The sequence below is a fragment of the Paenibacillus sp. FSL H3-0329 genome (genome assembly GCF_037963285.1).
GTDB lineage: Bacteria > Bacillota > Bacilli > Paenibacillales > Paenibacillaceae > Paenibacillus_AQ > Paenibacillus_AQ odorifer.
In genome coordinates, this window is the sequence record NZ_CP150150.1 from 3,528,774 (window position 1) to 3,550,176 (window position 21,403).

General features: G+C 42.5%; 17 protein-coding genes. 15 read left to right on the plus strand and 2 right to left on the minus strand.

The genetic code is table 11. The features are described 5' to 3' along the window. Positions 1–30: 30 nt before the first annotated feature. Together NSQ66_RS15500 and NSQ66_RS15505 are read left to right on the plus strand one after the other, a co-directional pair. Positions 31–783 carry an SDR family NAD(P)-dependent oxidoreductase gene (locus NSQ66_RS15500; protein WP_038571241.1) on the plus strand — a complete coding sequence of 251 codons (753 nt, stop codon included), beginning with the start codon at positions 31–33 and terminating at the stop codon, positions 781–783. 282 nt (positions 784–1,065) lie between these two features. Continuing rightward, entirely contained in the window at positions 1,066–1,638 is a 573-nt protein-coding gene (locus tag NSQ66_RS15505) for a TetR/AcrR family transcriptional regulator (RefSeq protein WP_076099173.1), read from the plus strand. A 221-nt stretch (positions 1,639–1,859) separates the two neighbouring features. On the opposite strand, the gene NSQ66_RS15510 is transcribed toward NSQ66_RS15505, so the two are convergent. Then, positions 1,860–3,569 carry a glycoside hydrolase family 2 TIM barrel-domain containing protein gene (locus NSQ66_RS15510; RefSeq protein WP_076141249.1) on the minus strand — a complete coding sequence of 570 codons (1,710 nt, stop codon included), beginning with the start codon at positions 3,567–3,569 and terminating at the stop codon, positions 1,860–1,862. Between the two features lie 150 nt (positions 3,570–3,719). On the opposite strand from NSQ66_RS15510, the gene NSQ66_RS15515 reads away from it, so the two are divergent. The 4 genes from NSQ66_RS15515 (at position 3,720) to NSQ66_RS15530 (ending at position 8,026) form a co-directional block, all read left to right on the plus strand. Further along, complete coding sequence (locus tag NSQ66_RS15515) at positions 3,720–4,562, plus strand: AraC family transcriptional regulator (RefSeq protein WP_076099171.1); 843 nt, start codon at positions 3,720–3,722, stop codon at positions 4,560–4,562. 114 nt (positions 4,563–4,676) lie between these two features. Then, positions 4,677–5,459 carry an ABC transporter ATP-binding protein gene (locus tag NSQ66_RS15520; RefSeq protein ID WP_036677157.1) on the plus strand — a complete coding sequence of 261 codons (783 nt, stop codon included), beginning with the start codon at positions 4,677–4,679 and terminating at the stop codon, positions 5,457–5,459. Positions 5,460–5,754: 295 nt separating this feature from the next. After that, entirely contained in the window at positions 5,755–6,360 is a 606-nt protein-coding gene (locus NSQ66_RS15525) for a MarR family transcriptional regulator (protein WP_081390127.1), read from the plus strand. A 313-nt stretch (positions 6,361–6,673) separates the two neighbouring features. After that, complete coding sequence (locus NSQ66_RS15530) at positions 6,674–8,026, plus strand: MATE family efflux transporter (protein ID WP_038571252.1); 1,353 nt, start codon at positions 6,674–6,676, stop codon at positions 8,024–8,026. A gap of 130 nt (positions 8,027–8,156) precedes the next feature. On the opposite strand, the gene NSQ66_RS15535 is transcribed toward NSQ66_RS15530, so the two are convergent. Beyond that, entirely contained in the window at positions 8,157–9,134 is a 978-nt protein-coding gene (locus NSQ66_RS15535) for a biotin--[acetyl-CoA-carboxylase] ligase (RefSeq protein WP_076099170.1), read from the minus strand. Between the two features lie 247 nt (positions 9,135–9,381). On the opposite strand from NSQ66_RS15535, the gene NSQ66_RS15540 reads away from it, so the two are divergent. From NSQ66_RS15540 to treR, 9 genes are all read left to right on the plus strand, one after another. Continuing rightward, entirely contained in the window at positions 9,382–9,933 is a 552-nt protein-coding gene (locus tag NSQ66_RS15540; RefSeq protein ID WP_036677150.1) for a biotin transporter BioY, read from the plus strand. A gap of 119 nt (positions 9,934–10,052) precedes the next feature. After that, entirely contained in the window at positions 10,053–11,486 is a 1,434-nt protein-coding gene (locus NSQ66_RS15545) for a helix-turn-helix domain-containing protein (protein WP_076099169.1), read from the plus strand. Between the two features lie 161 nt (positions 11,487–11,647). Next, the gene (gene deoD / locus NSQ66_RS15550; protein WP_036677145.1) at positions 11,648–12,355 is read left to right on the plus strand and encodes a purine-nucleoside phosphorylase; all 708 of its coding nucleotides are present in this window, start codon (positions 11,648–11,650) and stop codon (positions 12,353–12,355) included. Between the two features lie 47 nt (positions 12,356–12,402). Continuing rightward, positions 12,403–13,707, plus strand: a complete 1,305-nt coding sequence (locus NSQ66_RS15555) for a purine/pyrimidine permease (RefSeq protein ID WP_076099168.1) — start codon at positions 12,403–12,405, stop codon at positions 13,705–13,707. 15 nt (positions 13,708–13,722) lie between these two features. After that, positions 13,723–14,904, plus strand: coding sequence for a NupC/NupG family nucleoside CNT transporter (locus NSQ66_RS15560; protein ID WP_036677141.1), 1,182 nt, complete (start codon positions 13,723–13,725; stop codon positions 14,902–14,904). Positions 14,905–14,924: 20 nt separating this feature from the next. Beyond that, positions 14,925–16,112 (plus strand): phosphopentomutase, encoded by a 1,188-nt coding sequence (gene deoB, locus NSQ66_RS15565; protein ID WP_076099167.1) that lies wholly within the window; start codon positions 14,925–14,927, stop codon positions 16,110–16,112. A gap of 384 nt (positions 16,113–16,496) precedes the next feature. Further along, positions 16,497–18,200 carry an alpha,alpha-phosphotrehalase gene (gene treC, locus NSQ66_RS15570; RefSeq protein ID WP_076099166.1) on the plus strand — a complete coding sequence of 568 codons (1,704 nt, stop codon included), beginning with the start codon at positions 16,497–16,499 and terminating at the stop codon, positions 18,198–18,200. 50 nt (positions 18,201–18,250) lie between these two features. Next, positions 18,251–20,221 carry a PTS system trehalose-specific EIIBC component gene (treP, locus tag NSQ66_RS15575; protein WP_036677132.1) on the plus strand — a complete coding sequence of 657 codons (1,971 nt, stop codon included), beginning with the start codon at positions 18,251–18,253 and terminating at the stop codon, positions 20,219–20,221. 164 nt (positions 20,222–20,385) lie between these two features. Further along, a complete protein-coding gene (gene treR, locus NSQ66_RS15580; RefSeq protein WP_038571269.1) occupies positions 20,386–21,105 on the plus strand; it encodes a trehalose operon repressor in 720 nt (239 codons plus the stop codon). Positions 21,106–21,403: the final 298 nt, after the last annotated feature.

The following is a 21,403-nucleotide window of genomic DNA, read 5'->3' on the forward strand; positions in this document are numbered from 1 at the left end:
GATCAAAAAACTTAAAAGGGAGAGAATAATATGAAATATACAGTGATTACAGGAGCAAGCTCAGGAATTGGGTATGAAACAGCATTGGCGTTTGCTGCACGCGGTAAAAATTTAATTTTGGTAGCTAGAAGATTAGATAAATTAGAAGAACTTAAATCAACAATTCAGAATATTGATCCTAATGTAAATGTTCTTGTTCGTTCAAGTGATCTGTCTGTTACAGAGCAGGCTTACACACTGTATAACACTTTGAAGGAATACCAAATAGAAACCTGGATTAATAATGCAGGACTTGGTGAAGCTTCTTTTGTGGTAGAACAGAATTTAGATAAAGTTGAAACTATGTTACGTGTTAACATCGAATCCTTGACGATCCTTTCTACACTATTTGTGCGAGATTATGCTGATGTAGAAGGAACTCAGTTAATTAACGTATCATCCGCACTCGGATATGCCATTGCTGTTGGGAGCGTTGCTTATTCTGCATCTAAATATTATGTTAGTGCCTTCACCGAAGGGCTTGCAAAAGAACTAGAGCTTAAAGGCGCGAAATTAAAAGCAAAAGTTTTAGCTCCAGCAATAACTGAAACGGAATTTGTGAAGAAATCAATAGATGCTGAAGAATTTGATTACAAAGCAAACATGCCTAAGTACCACACTGCCAAACAAATGGCGAGTTTCATGGTAGAACTTTATAATAGCAATGATATGATAGGGATTGTTGACCAGAATTATAACTTCAATCTGAGAGATCAAATCTATCCAATTATATCTGAGTTTTAAATCGAATTAGATATTAGTCACGAAAACGATCGTCGAAGAAACTGGAGCAAAAAGAACTGGCTTCCCTATTCTTAAACGTAGGGTACAACTTTTGCACACGCTGGAAAAAGATTGGACTCTGGATTGTTTAAAAACAGCCAAAGTAAGAATCCAATGGTAAGCATCAGTTCAGTTATCATGTTATGAATAAAATCAAGCATCTTGCTTGATTTTATTTACGTTTTATATATTAGTTTGCGGATCGTTTACTTAAATGTATAATGATTGCTTGAGGTGATTACAATGGCAAGAAGCAAAGAATTTGAAATTAATGAAGTACTAGATAAAGCGATACAACTATTTTGGATGCAAGGTTACGAGAAAACTTCAATGCAAGATTTGGTAGACTGTATGGGAATTCACAGAAGAAGTATCTATGATACATTTGGTGATAAGCACGCCTTATATTTGACGGCACTCCAACGGTACGAATCTACTCAAAACAAAAAAATGAGATTCTTGGTTGAGAAGCAAGAACCGGTAAAGGAGATCATTCGACAATTTCTAGAATCCTCGATGAGGAGCGAAGGAGAACCTCAAGGATGTTTCATAGTTAATTCGGGTGTGGAGCTGGGAGTACTGGATCCGGAGGTTGCATCCTTTGTTGAGAATAGCTATTCAAAAACGGAGAAGTTGTTATATGACCTCGTTCAGACTGGCCAGCAAAGAGGTGAACTTAGAATTTCACTGGAGCCCGAGGCCATTTCTCATTATTTAATGAATGCCTGGTTAGGACTGCGTACAATGGTAAAAACGGCAACGGATCATAAAAAATTAACAAGTATTATTCATACCATACTGATCACTCTAGATTAAAACTCCTTTATCTATCTGCAATGTAAGAGGAGAAGCACTTGTATCGAATGCCGAAAATAGACAATCAACTTACTGCTACCCGAGTACGCAAAGAATAGAACCGGCTTAATACGCCCAGCTTAACTATATATATACAGCATCCGACACCAGCTGTAAGGATCTAAGAATGAAGACACTAAAAAAACCCATGCTGACGATGGGCTTCTTAGTCAATGTGGATATTAATCTGTCCAAGATCGGTAGATACAGCGCACTTCACGAAAGGATTGTTTGGGTTTACGGTATTCATTAACCAGACCCTTATTGTTGAAGCCGCGGGCCCGGTCGCGGAAGTTCTTACTGCTGCTCTTCAGATCGCCGCGGATGTCTGCAAACTGCCAGATGTAGGTCCCGCCAATTTTCGAATCATTCTTGAAGATTGTCAGCGCTTCAGTCACAATATCTGCCTGATAATCCTCGCTGAACAATCTCGGCTCCCAGCCCACATCCCCGAATAGTCCAGCACCACCGAATTCGGTCATGAGCACAACCTTGTTACCGGCTCCCATCTGCTCCGCACGCACATGGAACTGTTCCAGCATGTCTTTGAAGCTGGCTGTATCGCCTTCGTACCAGCCGAAATATTTATTTATACCGATAACATCGAATAATGGAAGTAGAATATCTTCGAGTGGATGCATCGTAGCGTAGGTGACAAGCCTAGTGCTGTCGAGTTTCTTCACCAACCCGACTAGAGCTTGTGTGAAAGCATATGCTTCTTGAGTCCGGGTATCAATCTCATTATGAACGGACCAGAAGATCACACTTGGGTGATGAAAATGCAGGCCAATCATTTCTTCAATCATAGACAGTGCACGCTCCTGGAAGAGCGGCTCACTTACCGTTTCGTTCGGCAGAAAGGCTCCCCATATCGGAATTTCGCTCCAGTATACAATCCCTTGCTCATCGAGTAGATCAAGCCAATATGGGCTCTGGGGATAATGCGAGCCCCGGACGGAGTTGCAACCTAATTCCAAAATGATACTGAGCTCCTTGTGCATCAGCTTCGGTGGGAAGGCAAAACCCCACTCAGGATGCTCTTCATGTCGGTTCACCCCCTTAAGATATACGGGTGAACCGTTAATTAGAATCCGATGATCCTTTGTTTCAATACAGCGAAAACCGATCCGTTCAATCTTGTCGTCTTCCTCTGTCCGCAGTTGAAAGGTATACAGTTCTGGAAGACCTACGTTCCACAAACGTATTTCAGGCATAAGCAACTTGAACGTATGACTGAGGGTTTGGCCAGTCTCAATCTGTACTTCTTCCGAGTGCAATTCATGTCCGCTTTCGGAGAATGTGATCTTGGTAGTATGCTGCTCCTTATGGAAGGAATGGAGCTGCACCTGAACAGTAACATCTGCATCTGATCCATGCAGTGCATAATCAAACTTCAGCTGTTCGATGTAAATATCAGGCAAATATTGCAGCTCCACCGACCGTACGATCCCCCCGTAATGATACCAATCCACCTGCTCTGTCGGAATCGTAAGTAGGTCCAAGGTGCTGTCCGTCCGGACGATAATCTCATGTTCTCCTGCTTCTAAGGAAGGAACAATAAATTCAAAAGGTGTAAATCCGCCATAGTGATACCCAAGGTGCCGCCCGTCCAAATAGACATCGGCATGGCCCAGCACGGCATGAAAGATGAGTCTGACATGCTGCGAATTCACAATCTGTATTTTTTTACGATACCAACCGACACCTTCATAATCGTACATTCCCAGTTCATTATTCCAGCACGAGGGCACATAAAGAGACTGCCTAGAATGTGGAAATCGCTCAAACCATTTTTCTTGAACACCCGTATTTAACGGATCCTTCATGAAATCCCAAGGCCCATCCAACAGCTCAGTTCTCCGAATTTGATACTCGCTAAAAGTCCTTAACAAGTGTGTTCCTCCTTTTTTTTCCTGTAATGTATTGAGAATTTCAGACATCTTGATAATATGGATAGTAACATTTGGAGTTTAAGCATTGAATAGAAAAAAACGTTACCGTCTTGTTTAAATCGCTCTTTTAGCAGCAGGAGGGGATATTAATTGGAAGAAAATGATTACAAGCTGAATGACCTCACCGTGCATATCCATTTTGTACTCGACAAAGCTACTTATCCCGGCTGGGAGGACATCCGTAACATGGTAAATGTGCACAGCTTGTACTGGATTCATGAAGGTAAAGGGGTTTTCCTGACCAATGTTGAGCACAAAGTAGAGGCTGGAATGCTAGTCTATTTAAAACCAGGCCTTAAACTGTCCATGCGCTCGCAGATGGATGCTCCACTTCGCATAACGATGCTGCTCTTCGATTGTGCAGAGCTTGGTTATGATGCGTTATGGAAGGAAGTCAAGCCAATCGGAAAACTGAGACTTCCCTTCTTAAGCCAATATAATCAACAGGAAGCTGAGGAAATTAGCAAGCTGGTCTGGGGGATTCACCAGGACTGGCTGCCCGGACTAACCGATGGCATAGCTGTATCCCGGGCTAAAATGCAGATCCTGCTGCATATGCTGCACCAGACCGTACAACCGGACTGGAATCTGATGGAGTCTGGAGCTTTCGCCGCCTTCGAACAGATCAAGAAAACACTCGAGAACGACTATAAGGATCATCACCGGATCGAAAAATTGGCGGAGAAATACGGCATTTCGCCATCTTACTTGCGGAAGATGTTCCTGAAATTTACGGGGATGGGGCCGAAGGAATACCATATGCACTTACAGAACCAGCAAGCTTGTCGTTATCTGGTTTTTACCGATTATCCAGTTAAGGAAATAGCCAAATTATGCGGGTACTACGAAGAATATCATTTCAGCAAGATTTTTAAACAGCTTAATGGGATCCCTCCGACAGTATACCGAAACAAACAGAGAATCAAAGATTAATTGTCCGTAGAACCACTGGTAAAAAAATCTTGAGGTTATGGTTTTTTTACGGGAAGGGCTGTACCATGATAGTATTGAACTCATTGAAGCATGTTTAAGGAGGGAAAATTGGGCATGATTATATCACTCAAAAATGTATCATGGCAACGTGATACGACAATGATCTTACGCGATATGAATTGGGAAGTGAAGCAGGGACAACACTGGTGTATCGTCGGTCTGAACGGTTCAGGAAAAACGACGATGCTAAATGTAGTGAACGGCTATATCTGGCCGACAACAGGACAAGTCGAGGTGCTGGACCATCGCTTCGGCGATGTGGACTTGAGAGAGCTACGCAAACGAATCGGTTGGGTAAGCACCTCCTTGCAGCAGAAGCTGTACGGCCATCAGACTGCCCTGAACATCGTCCTAAGCGGAAAATTTGCGACCATTGGTCTGTATGATAAGACAAATGAAGAGGATCAAAAACAAGCCGAAGAGTTAATGGAATTTCTAGACTGCTCTTCCTTAGTTAGTCGTACATATGATACCTTGTCGCAAGGACAGCGGCAGAAAGTCCTCATAGCACGCGCACTAATGGCCAATCCAGATCTACTAATTCTTGATGAGCCATGCACGGGACTTGATATTTTTGCCCGAGAACAGCTGCTGCAGATGATCGAGAAGATAACAAAGCAACCCGGTGGACCAACCTTGCTGTATGTAACCCATCATATCGAAGAGATAACACCATGCTTTACGCACACGCTGCTGGTAAAGAGCGGCGAAATCTACAAAGGGGATGAGACAGTAAACTGCTTGCAGTCGGATGTCTTGAGCGATTTCTTCGATACCCCTGTTGAAGTACAGGAACATCATAACCGCAAGTGGCTTACACTTGCCGGTGATAAGTAGAATATCAAGGCACATCGAATAGGCGAGCAAACCGTTTTAAAGTGCTTTGAAGGATTGCTTGCAGATATATAAAATGAAAACTGATCACAATATAATTTTAAAATAACCCGCGCGGGGCGCGGGTTTTGTATTTGTTTGCAAGCTTATAAGCCACCTCCCAGAAACATCGTAACAACATACTAACGGTACCTGCAAAAAACATTTTGACATATCTAACAGGTACCGTTATAATACAAATCAACAGGTACCGTCACAAAGAGCAACAGGTACCGTAAAATTCAACGGAGGATTCATTATGGACATGAATGATGAGTTATACGAAAAACTCGCGAAACTGCAATGGTTGTTGCAAAGGCAACACTTGAAAACTCACGCCGCGGTTGGTCCTATGGCCGACGCATCACGTGGGCAAGGCAGGATATTAGCATTTCTTCGGATGAAAGACGGTATCAGCACCAAAGACTTATCCTATATGCTGGACATCCGTGTATCATCCCTCAATGAATTGCTTGGTAAACTGGAGAAAGCAGAATACATCACCCGTAAGCCCTCAGAAACAGACAAACGTATCATGTTGATTTACCTAACGCAAAAAGGGCAAGAGGAAGAGAAACAAGAGATAGACAACGGCAACATATTTTCTCGCTTATCGCCAGAAGAGCAGATAGCTTTCGGGGATTACCTAACTCGCGTCATTACAGCTTTGGAGGAAGAACTTGGAACGGACGGAGAACGTGATGTGATGGCTATGTGGATGGAAGCCGCAAAGGAGCGTATGGGAACAGAGGAATTTGAAAAACTGATGGCTATGCGCGGACAAATGCACAAAATGTGGGGAAATTCTAGGGACGAACGCTTTAGCGGCAGATTCCCTGGGTTTGGCGGAGAAAGGGCATGGTGACATGCGCGGATTCGGCTGGCCTTCCAGAGATGACAGTAATTCGTCACCTGACAAGTCACATGGCCCGGACGATAAGTAATTAGAGTCTTTTTGCAAACAGTAGCTGAGGCGCTGCCTTTCCACCAGAGAAAGATGAACGGCAAAGGCAGCGTAATGTGAAACTGAAGAATAATCAAATTTCGTATGCCAAATCTGAGAACTCGACGTTAGGGTACAGGTTTGCTTGTTGCTGCGTCACGGTTCATATTGGACCGATAGTTAGAATTCTAAGTAATTTCAAAAAACAAAATAAAGAAAGATAGTGGTGAACCCTATGGATGCAGAAAACCTCCATTACTTTGAAAAAGCACCTGTCGCAAAAGCCGTAGCTCACTTCGCAGTACCGATGATGCTAGGCATGTCGATGAGTGTCATATACTCCATTTTGAACGCCTATTTCCTTGGTACACTGGGCAATACTGCGATGTTAACCGCACTCGCACTAACTTTACCGTTATTTGCCGCCATAATGGCGCTTGGTAACTTGATTGGCATCGGTAGCAGTGCATTTATCTCCCGTTTGTTGGGAGAGAAAAAATATGATGATGTAAAGCATGTGTCTTCATTCGCCTTTTACAGCAGTTTAGTTCTCGGTCTTATTTTGATGGCTGCCGGCATCCCATTAATCGATTCAATCGTTCATGGCTTGGGAGCGACGCCTGACTCCTTCGGATTCACGAAGGACTATGTCACGATTATGCTTATTGGTTCACCTTTCGTCGTTCTATTCTTCACGCTGGAGAATATCGTGCGCTCGGAGGGGGCAGCAATCACTTCGATGATCGGTATGCTTCTCAGTGTTGTTGTGAATATTATTCTCGATGCGCTAGTCATTTTCGTCTTCCATTGGGACGTGATCGGGGTTGCATCTGCTACAGTCATTTCTAACTTGGTTGCAAGTGCATTCTACGCCTTCCACATGGGATATAAGAGCCAATTCTTAACCATCTCCGTAAAATGGTTCAAAGCTTCCAAAGACATTCTCAGCAATGTATTTAAAATTGGAGTTCCAGTCTTTGTTATGAGTCTCTTCATGGGTGCAATGTCACTCATCTTTAACCGTTTTCTGGTCGAATATGGGGAGCAGGCCATTGCGGCCTTCGGGATTTCATCACGTTTATTACAATTTCCAGAGGTTATCCTGATGGGCTTATGTGAGGGAGTCGTGCCGCTGATTGCCTTCTCTTTTACAGCTAACAAATTACGCATGAAGCACACCATTACTTTTACAATCAAAGTGACTGTGGCATTAGCAGCCGTGTTCGGCATTATTGTATATCTGATTTCAGACCACTTAATCGGTTTATTTACGAATGACCCTCAATTAATTGAACTGGGCAGCTACATTCTTCATGTAACGTTCTTATCCCTGTTCATTTCAGGAACGACCGCTTTGTTTACAGGGATCTTCCAAGCGACAGCACAAGGAACCGCCGCCTTTATTATGTCAATTATTCAAGGTATTACTCTGATTCCAGTATTGTATATCGCTAATCGAATGAACGGTTTCCACGGAGTAGTCTGGTCGCTCGTCATTTCGGATGCTGTTGCGTTCCTTGTGGGGGCCATCATGCTGTATGTTCTGCGGAACAAATTGCAGCCTGATTTAGATACTTTAGTACAGTAAAATCCTAAGCTTTAAGTTGATACTTTAAGTTCATCTAAAAAAACCTTGGATCAGCAAGGTTTTTTTGGCTCGTATGATGACGCAGCCTGCCATGAGGCAGCACATAGCTGCTTTGGAGGCGAAGCTCCAGTTAAATTTTAATGCTGACTTCTCCACTTGAAAGATACTCCTCGTCACCATTCTCATATCTGACTTTCAGATGGCAATCGTCATCGATATCAATGGCTGTTGCTTTACGTTGTTCATTATCCTTTATCACGGTCACAGGTTCGCCAAGTGAAATTAACCTTTTTTTGTATTCGGAAAGAAACAATCTGTCCGTTAAATGCTCATAATATCTCATGAAATTGTTTAGTACTTCTGCAACGAGACGGTTGCGGAGATCACCATAAGGATTGTTTTCGGAAATTACAGTTGTTGCAATCTCGGTAAGATCATTGGGAAAGCCTTCGGAAGGGAGGACTACATTGATACCGATGCCGAGAACAGCATAATCAAGCCAGCCGTTTTCCAGTGACACGGATGCTTCGGTAAGAATCCCGCACACTTTTTTCCCTTCCATGAAAACGTCATTTACCCATTTAATCTGCGTTTCTTTACTGGATACGCTCTCGATAGAAAGGGCTACAGCTACTGCGGCGCAAGTGGTCAATAAAGCTGAGTCTGTTGCGGACAGCTTGGGACGCAGCAGGATGCTCATATAGATACCCGTTCCAGGTGGAGAAAAGAACTTCCGGCCCATTCGCCCGCGACCAGCTGTTTGTTCTTCCGAAAGAATCACCTTACCTTCAGCTTCTCCATTTGAGGCAAGGTTCTTTACGGCTTCATTCGTGGATGATATGGTCTTAAAGACTTCAACTCGTAACTTTTGCCCCCGAGTATCCAGGTACTTTGAAATTGCACTGGCTGATAAGATATCCGTTTGTGGTGACATGGAATATCCTTTATTGGTTACAGCTTGTATGGAATAACCGTCTGTCTGTAAAGATTTTATGGCTTTCCAGACCGCGCTGCGCGTCACGGATAACTGAACGGCTATTTCCTCGCCGGAAAAATATTCACCCTTATTACTGTCGAGTAAGGCAAGAATATGTTCTTTTACTGTCATGAACTTAAACCTCCAAAAGTATAACTCTCCGACCAAAACCCATTGAATAGATTAACATCCAACGATTGCGACTGAATACTCTAATTCTATATAACAATAGGAAAAACTCAAGCATGGTATTTTATTCTATTGTAAACCATATAATATTTCATGGTTTACAATAAAGAATATCTCCATTATAATTCAGCTTACTGGACGTATTTACTAACCAGAATACAATCATTGATATCCAATGGAGGTCATTTTTTTGAAGACAAAAGAACTTATTTATGCTGCATTATTCGCAGCACTTATCGCGGTGTTGGGGATGATACCGCCCATCCCACTCGGCTTCATCCCCGTTCCGATCACTGCCCAGACACTTGGCGTCATGTTGGCTGGATGTTTTCTGGGGAAACGGATGGGCGCTCTCAGTCTAATTATTTTCATCATACTAGTAGCCATTGGGCTGCCTGTACTGACCGGCGGTCGCGGCGGAATCTCGGTGCTAGTTGGACCTTCTGCAGGATACATATTTAGCTTTCCAATTGCGGCCGGCCTTATTGGCTGGTATTCCGAAAAAATCTGGCCGAAGGTTCGAACTTGGAAGCTGGTAGCTATCAACATAATCTTCGGTGTATTACTAGTGAGTCTGATTGGTGCCCCTGTCATGGCATTGATAACCAATACTTCGATCTGGGCTGGTCTTGTCGGAGCGTTGGCCTTTCTTCCGGGAGACATCATCAAAGCCGTTATTGCAGCCGTCATAACGATGCAGCTGAAAGCAATTAGCCCTATTGAAGAAAAAACACAAATATAATGTGATGTGAAACTCGGGTAAATAAAACCCGGGTTTTTTTATTGAAAAATAATAGGGTTATGGTTGCGAATTTGTTTATACTATAAAAATTAAAACGAAATTGAAGTGGGTGTAGAAAAATGGATAAGGGATTTAATTTAGCTAGTCAACTATTAACGCTGCTTGATACGGAACATAGATGGTTTACCTTAGCGGAAATTGAAAAAAGTTTAGGGATCTCTGATAAGACCATCCGGAAGATGGTGGAGGAAATCAGCAAGCAATTACCATCTACTGTAACCATTGAGGTTTCTAGAGGAAAGGGAATAGTTCTTCAACGTGATGGGCGAAGTACGATTAGTGAAGTGATTTCTTCTATGTTCAGACAAACCATCTTTTATCGGCTGATGGATTTTTTATTTACGAATGTGGGTCGACTGTCTGTGGAGGAGCTCTCCGAAGCCATGTTTATGAGTACCTCGTCTTTGAAGAAATTGATTGTGCAATTAAATAATGATGATCTAAAAGCTTATAAGCTACGCATTAGTTTTTCTACCCCCATGATCAAAGGGAATGAAATGAATATTCGATATTTTTATTGGAAGTTATATTGTGATGCGTATGAGTTTACAGGCTGGCCCTTTGCGAATGTTGATTTTGCTTATATTAATCAGTTAATCACAAATATAGAAAATGAGAATAAAATTGTATATTTTATCAATTCCAAAAGGAGATTATCGTTTTTGTTGGCCATTGTTATAGAAAGAGTGGCTAAAGGAAAGTGTGTGAAAATCGACGAAAATGCTTACCCTTGGGAAAAGGGGATGTTTTATTTTCCAGTGAAAACTATTGCAAAACGTCTTGAGGACAAGCTGTCCCTTAAATTTCCAAACAGTGAAATATTCTTTATGCAATCCATGGTTAGTCTCAGCCAATATCATTATTATGAAGGGTCAGAGATCACTCCGATGAAAGAAGTAGAATTACATAAGGATAAAGAAGAATATCAAATGGGGAATCTGCTTCTAATGTTATTAGCAAAGGTATACCCGAACTTGCATATGCAAGAACGGTTTATTTTGGAGATTTACGGGTTCTTTGACAAGCTATTAATCGAAAATGCCATTCCTGAGTGGATGATGATTTCAACAAGTCATTTAACAACATATGTTCAAAAGGAGTGCCAGCAGATTTATCAAGAATTGCAAACCTGTATGCAAACGTGGAATAAAACTTACCCTTCTGTTTTGTTTAATCACTTTCATTTAACAAAGCTAACCTTAATTGTCCGCTCGAGTTTACGTTACAAAAGTAAGAGGGCTTTTTTAGTGATCGGGGAAGAATTTTCAATTCGTCATTACATAGCAGATTTGATAAAAAAAGAAATTGGGGATCAGTTGATCCTTAATACTTCCATAATGAAAGGCCTGACCGACGAGATCATGCAGCAAAATAATATCGATCTTGTCATTAGTAATATCCCGGTTGCATTAAAGACAGTGCCTGTTGTTATTATTTCTACGATCCCCTCTAAAAGAGACTTAGACAACATTCGTAAAGAACTGCTTTTATAATTTGACCAATTATTTTCCGTAAGCTCCGTAAGTTTTTGGTCTAGTTTGTAATGTTAAAAAACCTTATGCTCAATCTAGTTTCGAAACTGATTTTACTTGAAGGCAAGTGGAAAGCGATTTCGGTAAACCTCAGTTTACTATTAAAAGTTGGAGGAAGAACTATGAGTAGGCATTTAGGTGCAAATAAGGGAGAAATAGCAGAGCTCGTTTTGCTCCCAGGAGATCCCTTGCGTGCAAAGTTTGTGGCAGAACACTTTTTAGAGGAGGCTTATTGTTATAACGAAGTAAGAGGGATGTATGGATACACTGGATTATACAAGGGTGTGCCTGTGTCGGTTCAGGGGACAGGGATGGGAAATCCATCGATGAGTATCTACGCGACAGAATTGATCGTCGATTATGAAGTTAAGAAATTGATTCGCATTGGTACATGTGGCGCGATGCAGGAAGAAATCAATATCCGCGATATTATATTAGCCCAAGCAGTATCTTCAGACAGTAATATGACGGAAAAGATCTTTCATGGCTGTAATTTTGCACCAACGGCAGATTTCTCATTGCTAATGAAAGCATATCAACAAGCACAAGCTAAAAATGCCAATGTGTTTGTTGGTAACATCTATAATTCTGATGAATTTTATCGTGAAAATTTAGATCGGCTTCACAAGTTTATGGATTTCGGTGTATTAGCTGTAGAAATGGAAAGTACCGCCCTATACACTTTAGCCGCTAAATATGGTGTAAAAGCTTTATCGATTTTGACCGTCGGCAGTCAATTGTTAAGACAGGAACACCTAACTCATAAAGAAAGTGAACAATCCTTTTATGAAATGGTCGAAGTAGCTCTTAACACAGTCATTGAAGGCTGATTTATTGATAAGAGTGTAGTGTTGTTAGAAAAGAGAGTGAGAAAGAAATGAAGGTAATACTGTCAGGATTGCAGTGGATGATTTTTATGATCGCTGGTGCAATTGCTGCACCCATTGCTATCGCAGATTTATATAACTTAACACCCATAGAGACTTCCGGACTCATTCAGAGCACCATGATTACTTTAGCAATAGCTGGATTTTTACAAGGCCTGATGGGTCATAAATTCCCTATTCATGAAGGTCCGGCAGGGTTATGGTGGAGCATTTTTACCATTTACGCGAGTTTAGTGGGGGGACTCTATTCCTCTAACAACGGAGCTTTACAGGCTTTAAGTGGAGCGATGATCATTAGCGGAGTGTTGTTTATCCTAATTTCAGCATTTAAGCTAATGGATAAAATCGCTCGTCTATTTACTCCAACCATCACCTTTATTTATTTACTTTTATTGATCTTTCAATTAAGCGGATCTTTTATGAAAGGGATGATGGGGATTACCATATCCCACACCATGTTAGATGTTAAAGTATTCATCCTTAGTGTGATTGTGGTCTGCATTACCTTTTGGTTAGGCAACAGCCGCTTTGTATTACTCAGCCAGTTTTCAATAATTTTCAGTATAGTGATAGGCTGCCTATTATTTATAATCTGCGGTAGTATGCCGGCGGTTTCTCGTGCGGATACTCTATTTAAGCTGCCGGAAATATTCCCATTTGGAAAACCCCGATTCGATGCCGGGACAATTACTACTGCATTTTTACTAACCCTATTATTAATAACCAATGCAGTGGCATCCATCCGTTTGATGGAGACCGTTATGAAACCCAAGCAAGGGGATCATCGTCGTTATTTGCGCGCCGGGTTTACTTCTGGAATTACGCATCTTATTAGTGGTGGTTTAGGAGCGATCGGCTCAGTCCCTATTTCGGGAGCGGCGGGATATGTTGAGCAAACAGGGATGAGGGAGCGCAAATCATTTTTAATAGGCTGCAGCTTAGTGATCTCAATATCCTTGTTTCCGCCTATGATGAATTTCATATCTGCGATTCCAGCTCCCATAGGCTATTCTGTTACCTTCGTCATTTTTGTGAAGATGGTCGGACTAGCGCTAAAGGAATTGAAAAAGGTTATTCATGAAGAGCGAACATTTATTGTCAGTGGGCTTTCCCTTTTAGTGGGTGTAGGTTTAATGTTTATTCCTGCATCAGCTACGGCCCATTTATCTCCGATCGTGATAGCCATTTTAAATAATGGATTAATATGCGGAAGCCTGTTAGCGATTATTTTGGAACAAGGGTTAATGTGGAAAGATGCATTCCGATATGAGGATTCCAAGAAAATTAACCGATAATTTGGAGGGCTAAAAATGCATTATCTAATTTCTATTGCTGGTCTGGTTATTGTTCTATTACTGGCATGGCTAGGAAGTAACAATAAGAAAAAGATTAAATATCGTCCAATCATTGTAATGATTGCTATTCAGATAGGTTTGGGATTAATTATCCTAAAAACGAGCATTGGAGAATTTTTGATTAAAGGGTTTGCTGATAGTTTTGCAAAATTACTTGGATACGCCAATGAAGGTACTGACTTTGTGTTTGGCGGGATTGCAAATGAAGGGGCGCATACATTTTTCCTTTATGTTTTGATGCCCATTGTTTTTATGTCAGCATTGATAGGGATTTTGCAACATTACAAAATACTGCCATTCATTATAAAGTATATTGGACTGGTACTGAGTAAAATAAATGGCATGGGTAAATTGGAATCTTATAATGCAGTTGCAGCCGCAATTGTCGGACAAAATGAAGTGTTTATTTCAGTGAAAAACCAACTTGGACTATTGCCGAAACATCGCTTGTATACATTATGTGCGTCTGCAATGTCTACGGTATCCATGTCAATCGTTGGTTCCTATATGACGATGCTAGAACCTCGGTATGTAGTAGCTGCATTGATATTAAACCTATTTGGCGGATTTATCATTTCATCCATCATTAATCCGTATGAAGTTACACCTGAAGAAGATATTGTTGAAGTTCAGGTAGAAGAAAAACAAACGTTTTTTGAAATGCTGGGCGAATATATTATGGATGGCTTTAAAGTAGCCATAGTAGTTGGGGTAATGTTAGTTGGTTTTGTGGGAATCATTGCTTTGATTAACGGGGTCTTCAGTGGCATATTCGGAATCTCGTTCCAAGGAGTGTTAGGCTACGTCTTTGCACCCATCGCCTTTCTTATCGGTGTGCCATGGCATGAAGCTGTTGAGGCCGGTAGTATTATGGCGACAAAGCTTGTTGCGAATGAATTCGTTGCTATGCTTGACTTTGTTAAGATTCAAGAAGGTTTAAGTGGCCGTACTACAGCCATTGTCTCCGTTTTTCTAATCTCATTTGCTAACTTTGGGTCGATTGGTACCATTGTGGGTGCAGTGAAGGGATTGAATGAAAAGCAAGGGAATATCGTCGCACGATTTGGATTAAAGCTGTTATTTGGCGCCACACTTGTAAGCGTTTTATCAGCTTTGATTATCGGTATCATATTCTAGTTGAAGCAAGGAGTATTAACATGAAACAAACACCCCGGTTTAAGCGGATTTTCGTCATCGTTATGGATTCTGTAGGCATTGGTGAAGCTCCAGATGCTGAAAAGTTTGGGGATGCAGGATCACATACATTACGGCATATTGCAGAAAAAATGAATGGGCTACATGTTCCTGCGTTATCCAAGCTAGGGTTAAGTCATATTGACCCAATACCCGGAGTTCCCAAAGTAGAGCGCCCTTTAGCTTATTGGACCAAAATGCAGGAAGCTTCTAATGGAAAGGATACGATGACAGGTCACTGGGAAATCATGGGCCTACGAATTGACGTTCCTTTCAAAGTGTTTCCTGAAGGATTTCCTTATGAATTAATTAATGAATTAGAAGAAAGAACAGGACGAAAGGTGATTGGGAATAAACCCGCTAGTGGCACAGCTATTCTCGATGAGCTTGGACAAGAGCATATGAACACAGGTGCACTCATTGTCTATACTTCAGCAGATTCCGTGATTCAGATTGCGGCTCATGAAGAGGTTATTCCTTTAGAAGAACTGTATCAAATCTGCGGGATTACCAGAGAGATTACTTTACGTGAGAAGTACATGCTAGGCAGAGTGATTGCTAGACCATTCCTCGGGCAGCCCGGAAATTTCAAAAGAACATCGAACCGTCATGATTATGCCTTGAAGCCTTATGGAAGAACCGTGATGAATGAGCTCAAGGATGCCGGGTTCGATGTACTAGCGATTGGCAAGATCTCAGATATATACGATGGGGAGGGTGTCACCAAGTCTTTGCGTACAGTGTCTAACATGGATGGCATGGATAAACTCATGGAGACCCTTCATACTGATTTTACAGGACTTAGTTTCTTGAATCTTGTTGATTTTGATGCACTTTATGGCCATCGTAGAGATCCGATCGGGTATGGGAAAGCGCTAGAAGAATTTGACGATCGATTACATGAAGTTCTAAAGGAGCTATGTGAAGACGATCTTCTAATAATTACGGCAGACCATGGGAATGATCCCATTCATGCGGGTACGGATCACACCCGTGAATATGTTCCTTTACTCCTCTACAGTAAGAGTTTCAATCGACAAGGGGAGCTGCCTATATCGAAGACTTTTTCGGATATTGGAGCAACAGTTGCTGATAACTTTGTTGTGACCATGCCCCAATTTGGTCAGAGTCTCCTACAGGAGCTTAAATAAACTTAATTTGAATAGACACTTTGAATAGAAACAGGGTACCTAACTTGTATTAGTAAAAGGTATCCTGTTTGTTTTTTTATCTACATATCTTCGTATCTAAAAAGCTGCCGAGTAAGCGGCTTTTTTTGTTATTACGGATCAATTATTAGGGTAATAATCAATTATTAAAGGGGTTAATTTTATATCCACCTGTCGTTAATCCTTTTTTCGATGAATCGCATTCTAAAACAACGTTATAAATAATCTAGTTTCTACTCATGCCACTCCTTCGATAGTAATAGTGTTGACAACCTGTATATACAGGTTTAAACTGTGTGAAGTGTTTGAACTTGTATATACAGGTTTAATGGTTGAAATAAAGAATTCTTTTTGGAGGTGTTCAACTTGAGTCAGTCCCAGTATTCGGAATGGTGGCGCCGCTCCACGGTGTATCAGGTGTACCCGAAGAGCTTTAAGGACACTACAGGCAACGGAACAGGAGATATTAAAGGACTTATTGAGAAATTAGATTATTTGCAGAAGCTTGGAATCGATATTGTCTGGTTACAGCCGGTTTATGTTTCGCCGCAACATGATAACGGTTACGATGTAGCAGATTATGAAAATATCAACCCGGATTTCGGTACGATGGAGGATTTTGACGAGCTAGTACAGGAATTGCATAGACGCGAAATGAAGCTAATGATCGATATCGTGGTTAACCATACTTCGACTGAACATGAGTGGTTCAAACAGTCCATTTCAAGCAGGAACAACCCTTACCGTGATTACTATATCTGGAAGGATCCGGCTCCGGACGGGGGCTTACCCAACAACTGGCAGTCGAAGTTCGGGGGTCCTGCCTGGCAGTTCGACGAAACTTCGGGACAATATTATCTTACTCTCTTCGATAAAACCCAGGCGGATCTGAATTGGGAGAATGAGAAGGTACGTAGAGCAGTGAATGATATGATGTTATTCTGGGCTAAAAAGGGTGTCGACGGCTTCCGCATGGATGTAATTAATTTAATCTCCAAAGATCAGCGCTTCCCTAACGATGACGGGAGTGTTCCACCGGGGGATGGACGTAAATTCTATACTGACGGTCCACAGGTCCATGAATACATCAAAGCAATGTATAAAGAGGTGTTTGGTCCGTTTGAGATGGTGACTGTAGGAGAGATGTCCTCAACTACACTGGAGCATTGTATCCGGTACTCAAGTCCCGAAGAGCGGGAATTTTCCATGACCTTCAATTTTCATCATTTAAAAGTCGACTATCCGAATGGACAGAAGTGGGAACTGATGCCTTATGATTTCGAGGCAATGAAACGGTTGTTCTCGCAGTGGCAGACTGGAATGCAGAAAGGCGGAGGCTGGAACGCACTATTTTTTAACAATCATGATCAACCACGTGCCCTTTCCAGATTCACTGATGATAGGGTTTACCGTGTGGAAAGCGCCAAGCTGCTCGCGACAACTCTGCATGGCCTTCAGGGAACACCTTATGTATATCAAGGGGAAGAAATCGGTATGCCGAATCCGGTATGGAAAAGCATCGATGAGTTCCGCGACATTGAGTCACTAAATATGTACCGCATTCTGTGTGAACAGGGGAAAAGCCCGGAGGTTGCTCTCAGCATTCTCCAAGAACGTTCGCGGGACAATTCACGTACGCCGATGCAGTGGGATGACAGCCGGAATGCCGGATTTACCACTGGTACTCCATGGTTGAAGGTAGATGAGCGGTATCGAAACATCAATGTGCAGAAGGAGCTGGAAAATCCTGGTTCCATCTTCCACCATTACCGTAAACTGATTGCACTACGCAAGGAATATGAAATATTTATAGAAGGTATTTTCAAGAGACTCGATGAAGGTCATCCCGAAGTATTCGCATACGCCAGAACAGGCGATGAAGAGACACTTGTTGTGGTCTCGAACTTCAGCAGTAAAGAGATCTCTTTCCGCTTTGAAGATAATCACTGGACTGAATTGTCGCCAAGTGGTAAGGACGAGCTTCTGATTGGGAATACAGCAGATGCACCTAAATTAACACAAAAGCTTCAGCTCAGTCCTTATGCTTCCTACATGTGGTTAGTCCGCTAACGAGGTGTACTTAAGAAGGAGCACACATCAATTTTGTAAGGAGTGAAGATATGGCTATAGACCGCAAAAATGTTGAAGATATTGTACGGGCGGTTGGGGGCAAGGAGAATATTGAAGTTGCGACGCATTGTGTAACCCGGCTGAGATTCTCGCTGTATGACGAGAACAAGGTGGATTCGGAAGCCCTGGACCGTAACGAACTCGTAAAAGGACAATTCTCTACGCAGGGGCAGTTCCAGATTGTTATCGGACCAGGAACTGTAGATAAAGTATACGATGAAATGATTCAGATCACTGGTGGTGCCCGCTCTTCCAAGGATGACGTGAAATCAGCGGCAGCACGGAAACAGAATCCACTGCAGCGGGCGATCAAAACACTGGCTGATATTTTTATTCCGATTCTTCCGGCCATCGTAACCGCAGGTTTGCTGCTTGGGATTAATAATATTTTGACCGGACCTGGTATCTTTTTTGATAGTAAGTCATTGGTAGATGTCTATCCTGCATGGAAAGACATTGCTGCGATTATTAACACGATTGCCAGCACAGCCTTCACCTTTTTACCAGCACTTATCGGTTGGGCAGCTGTTACACGTTTCGGGGGCAGTCCTCTGCTCGGGATCGTGCTAGGTCTCATTCTCGTACACCCGGATCTATTAAGTGCCTACAGTTATGCAAGTGCTTCAACTGAGGGAACCGTTCCGACCTGGAATTTGTTCGGCTGGCATTTGGAGAAGATCGGTTATCAGGGGCAAGTATTGCCTGTACTGGTTTCGGCCTATATTCTGGCTAGACTGGAGAAGTTCCTCAACCGTCGGGTGCTTGATTCCATTAAACTACTGGTCGTTGCTCCAGTGACCCTGCTGGTTACAGGTTTTCTGGCCTTCACCATTATCGGACCGGTTACGTTCGCCATTGCCAATGCTATCACCTCGGGTTTGATCTATGTATTTGATCATTTTGCGCTCCTTGGTGGTTTGATCTATGGTGGATTCTATGCACTTCTGGTCATCACTGGGATGCATCATACTTTCCTGGCAGTCGATGTACAGCTCATCGGCAGTGAGGGAGGCACCTTCCTCTGGCCGATGCTGGCGCTCTCCAATATTGCACAAGGCGCTGCGGCACTGGCGATGATGTTCGTTGTTAGAGAACAAAAGGCAAAAGGTTTGGCGGCTACGTCTTCCGTCTCTGCATTCCTCGGCGTGACTGAACCGGCAATCTTTGGGGTGAATATCCGCTATCGCTACCCTTTCATCTTCGGGATGATCGGCTCAGCAATTGCCGGTATGCTCCTTACCGTTAACCAGGTTCGCGCTTCATCCATTGGCGTAGGGGGAATTCCCGGTTTCCTTTCGATTTTCCCGAACCAGTGGGGCGTATTCTTCATAGGTATGGTTATTGTTCTCGTTGTGCCATTTGCCGCCACAGTATTGTACGGACGTTCTGTAGTGGGTCGTTCCGAAAAGAACACAGCTACAGAGGCTTCTAGTACTACGAGCGAACCAGAGGAATTGAGCAGCCGTCATTCAGTTCAAGGGTCACAGGAATCAGTTAATATTCTGGAGCTTGTCTCCCCGCTTAGTGGAACTGCAGTATCGCTAGAACAGGTACCCGATCCTGCCTTTGCTGAAAAGCAAATGGGTGAGGGAATTGCAATCGAACCTTCTGAGGGGAAAGTATATGCTCCCTTTGATGCTACAGTAGCTCATGTGATTAAGAGCAAACATGCGCTTATACTGGAGCATGCCAGCGGTGTTCAGGTATTAATCCACGTTGGAATTAACACGGTGGCGCTTAAAGGTAGCGGTTTTACCAGCCTGAAGAATATTGGTGATAAGGTGCAGGCAGGCGAGCTTCTACTAGAATTTGATATGGAAGCTATCCGCGCAGCAGGTTACCCGGTGATTACTCCAATCATCATTCCTGCAGGTCAGGAGATGGTCGAGAAGATTGAAGAGAAGACCGGACCAGCTACGGCCAAACAAACAAGCATCTTGACTATTCATCTCAAGGGTTGATAAAGGCTATATTGGCAAAGACTTTATACTATAGAAAGACAGCCCCTTGGGGGCTGTTTTTCTATAAATATAAGAATTTATATGTTCAACGCTATGAATTCCCCTCCAATTGAATCGATGCTTCCAAAGGCATGACGTGATACAATAAAGGGCGGTGATCAAAATTGAGAGAAAATAAATATTTGCAAATTTATAATGAATACAGCAACCAAATCCATTCTGGACAACTGCTGCCGGGAACCAAGCTGCCTTCCGAAAGTGAACTCGCCGAAGCTTACGCCACTTCACGAGAGACCGTGCGCAAAGCGCTGAATCTACTTTTCCGAGAAGGATATATTCACAAAATTAAGGGAAGAGGCTCCTTTGTGCTTGACATGACCCGAATGGATTTCCCCGTTACCGGTTTGATTTCATTTAAAGAGATGGCCGATACACTGGGTACTGCCTCGCGGACACTGGTAGAGCGGACGATACAAGAGCCGGCAGGCTCCGCTCTCGCCAGACATCTGCAGATTCCACCTGAAACTCTGGTTTGGAAGGTTGTTCGTGCCAGAGAGATTGAAGGTGAACGGATCATTTTGGATAAGGATTATTTTCGTGCGGATATCGTTTCCTTCCTGAGTGCGGAAATCGCCGAGGGCTCAATCTATGAATATCTGGAGCTGGAATTGGGCCTTAAGATCAGTTATGCGAAGAAGCTGATATCTGTTGAACCTTCCACAGAGGAGGATCATAGACTGCTCGATTTGAAGAATTTTACGCATATTGTAGTAGTACGAAACTATGTTTATTTGGAGAACACGGTGCTTTACCAATATACCGAGTCTAGACACCGGCTGGATAAATTTCAGTTTGTGGATTTTGCTCGGAGGGTGAGACGATAAGCTAATCAGAGGGTGTCCCAGTTTGGGATACCCTTTTTTTTATGAGAGTTTCCTGAGAAAAAATACAATCTAATTGTGAAATCTCTATCCCTTTCAATCACTATCAGGTGTGTTGGAGTTATATAGCCAATACTGTGCAAATTTTCGATACAAGAGCGCTTTAAAGGTTCATTCGCTCCATTCGTAAAAACGATATATTAAGAAAAAAAGCTGCCCTCAGAGGCAGTTTTTTTATGTAAGACGATCGAATGTTGAATCTCAATAGGAACAGATAAATGATTAACGACCCTATCTTTTC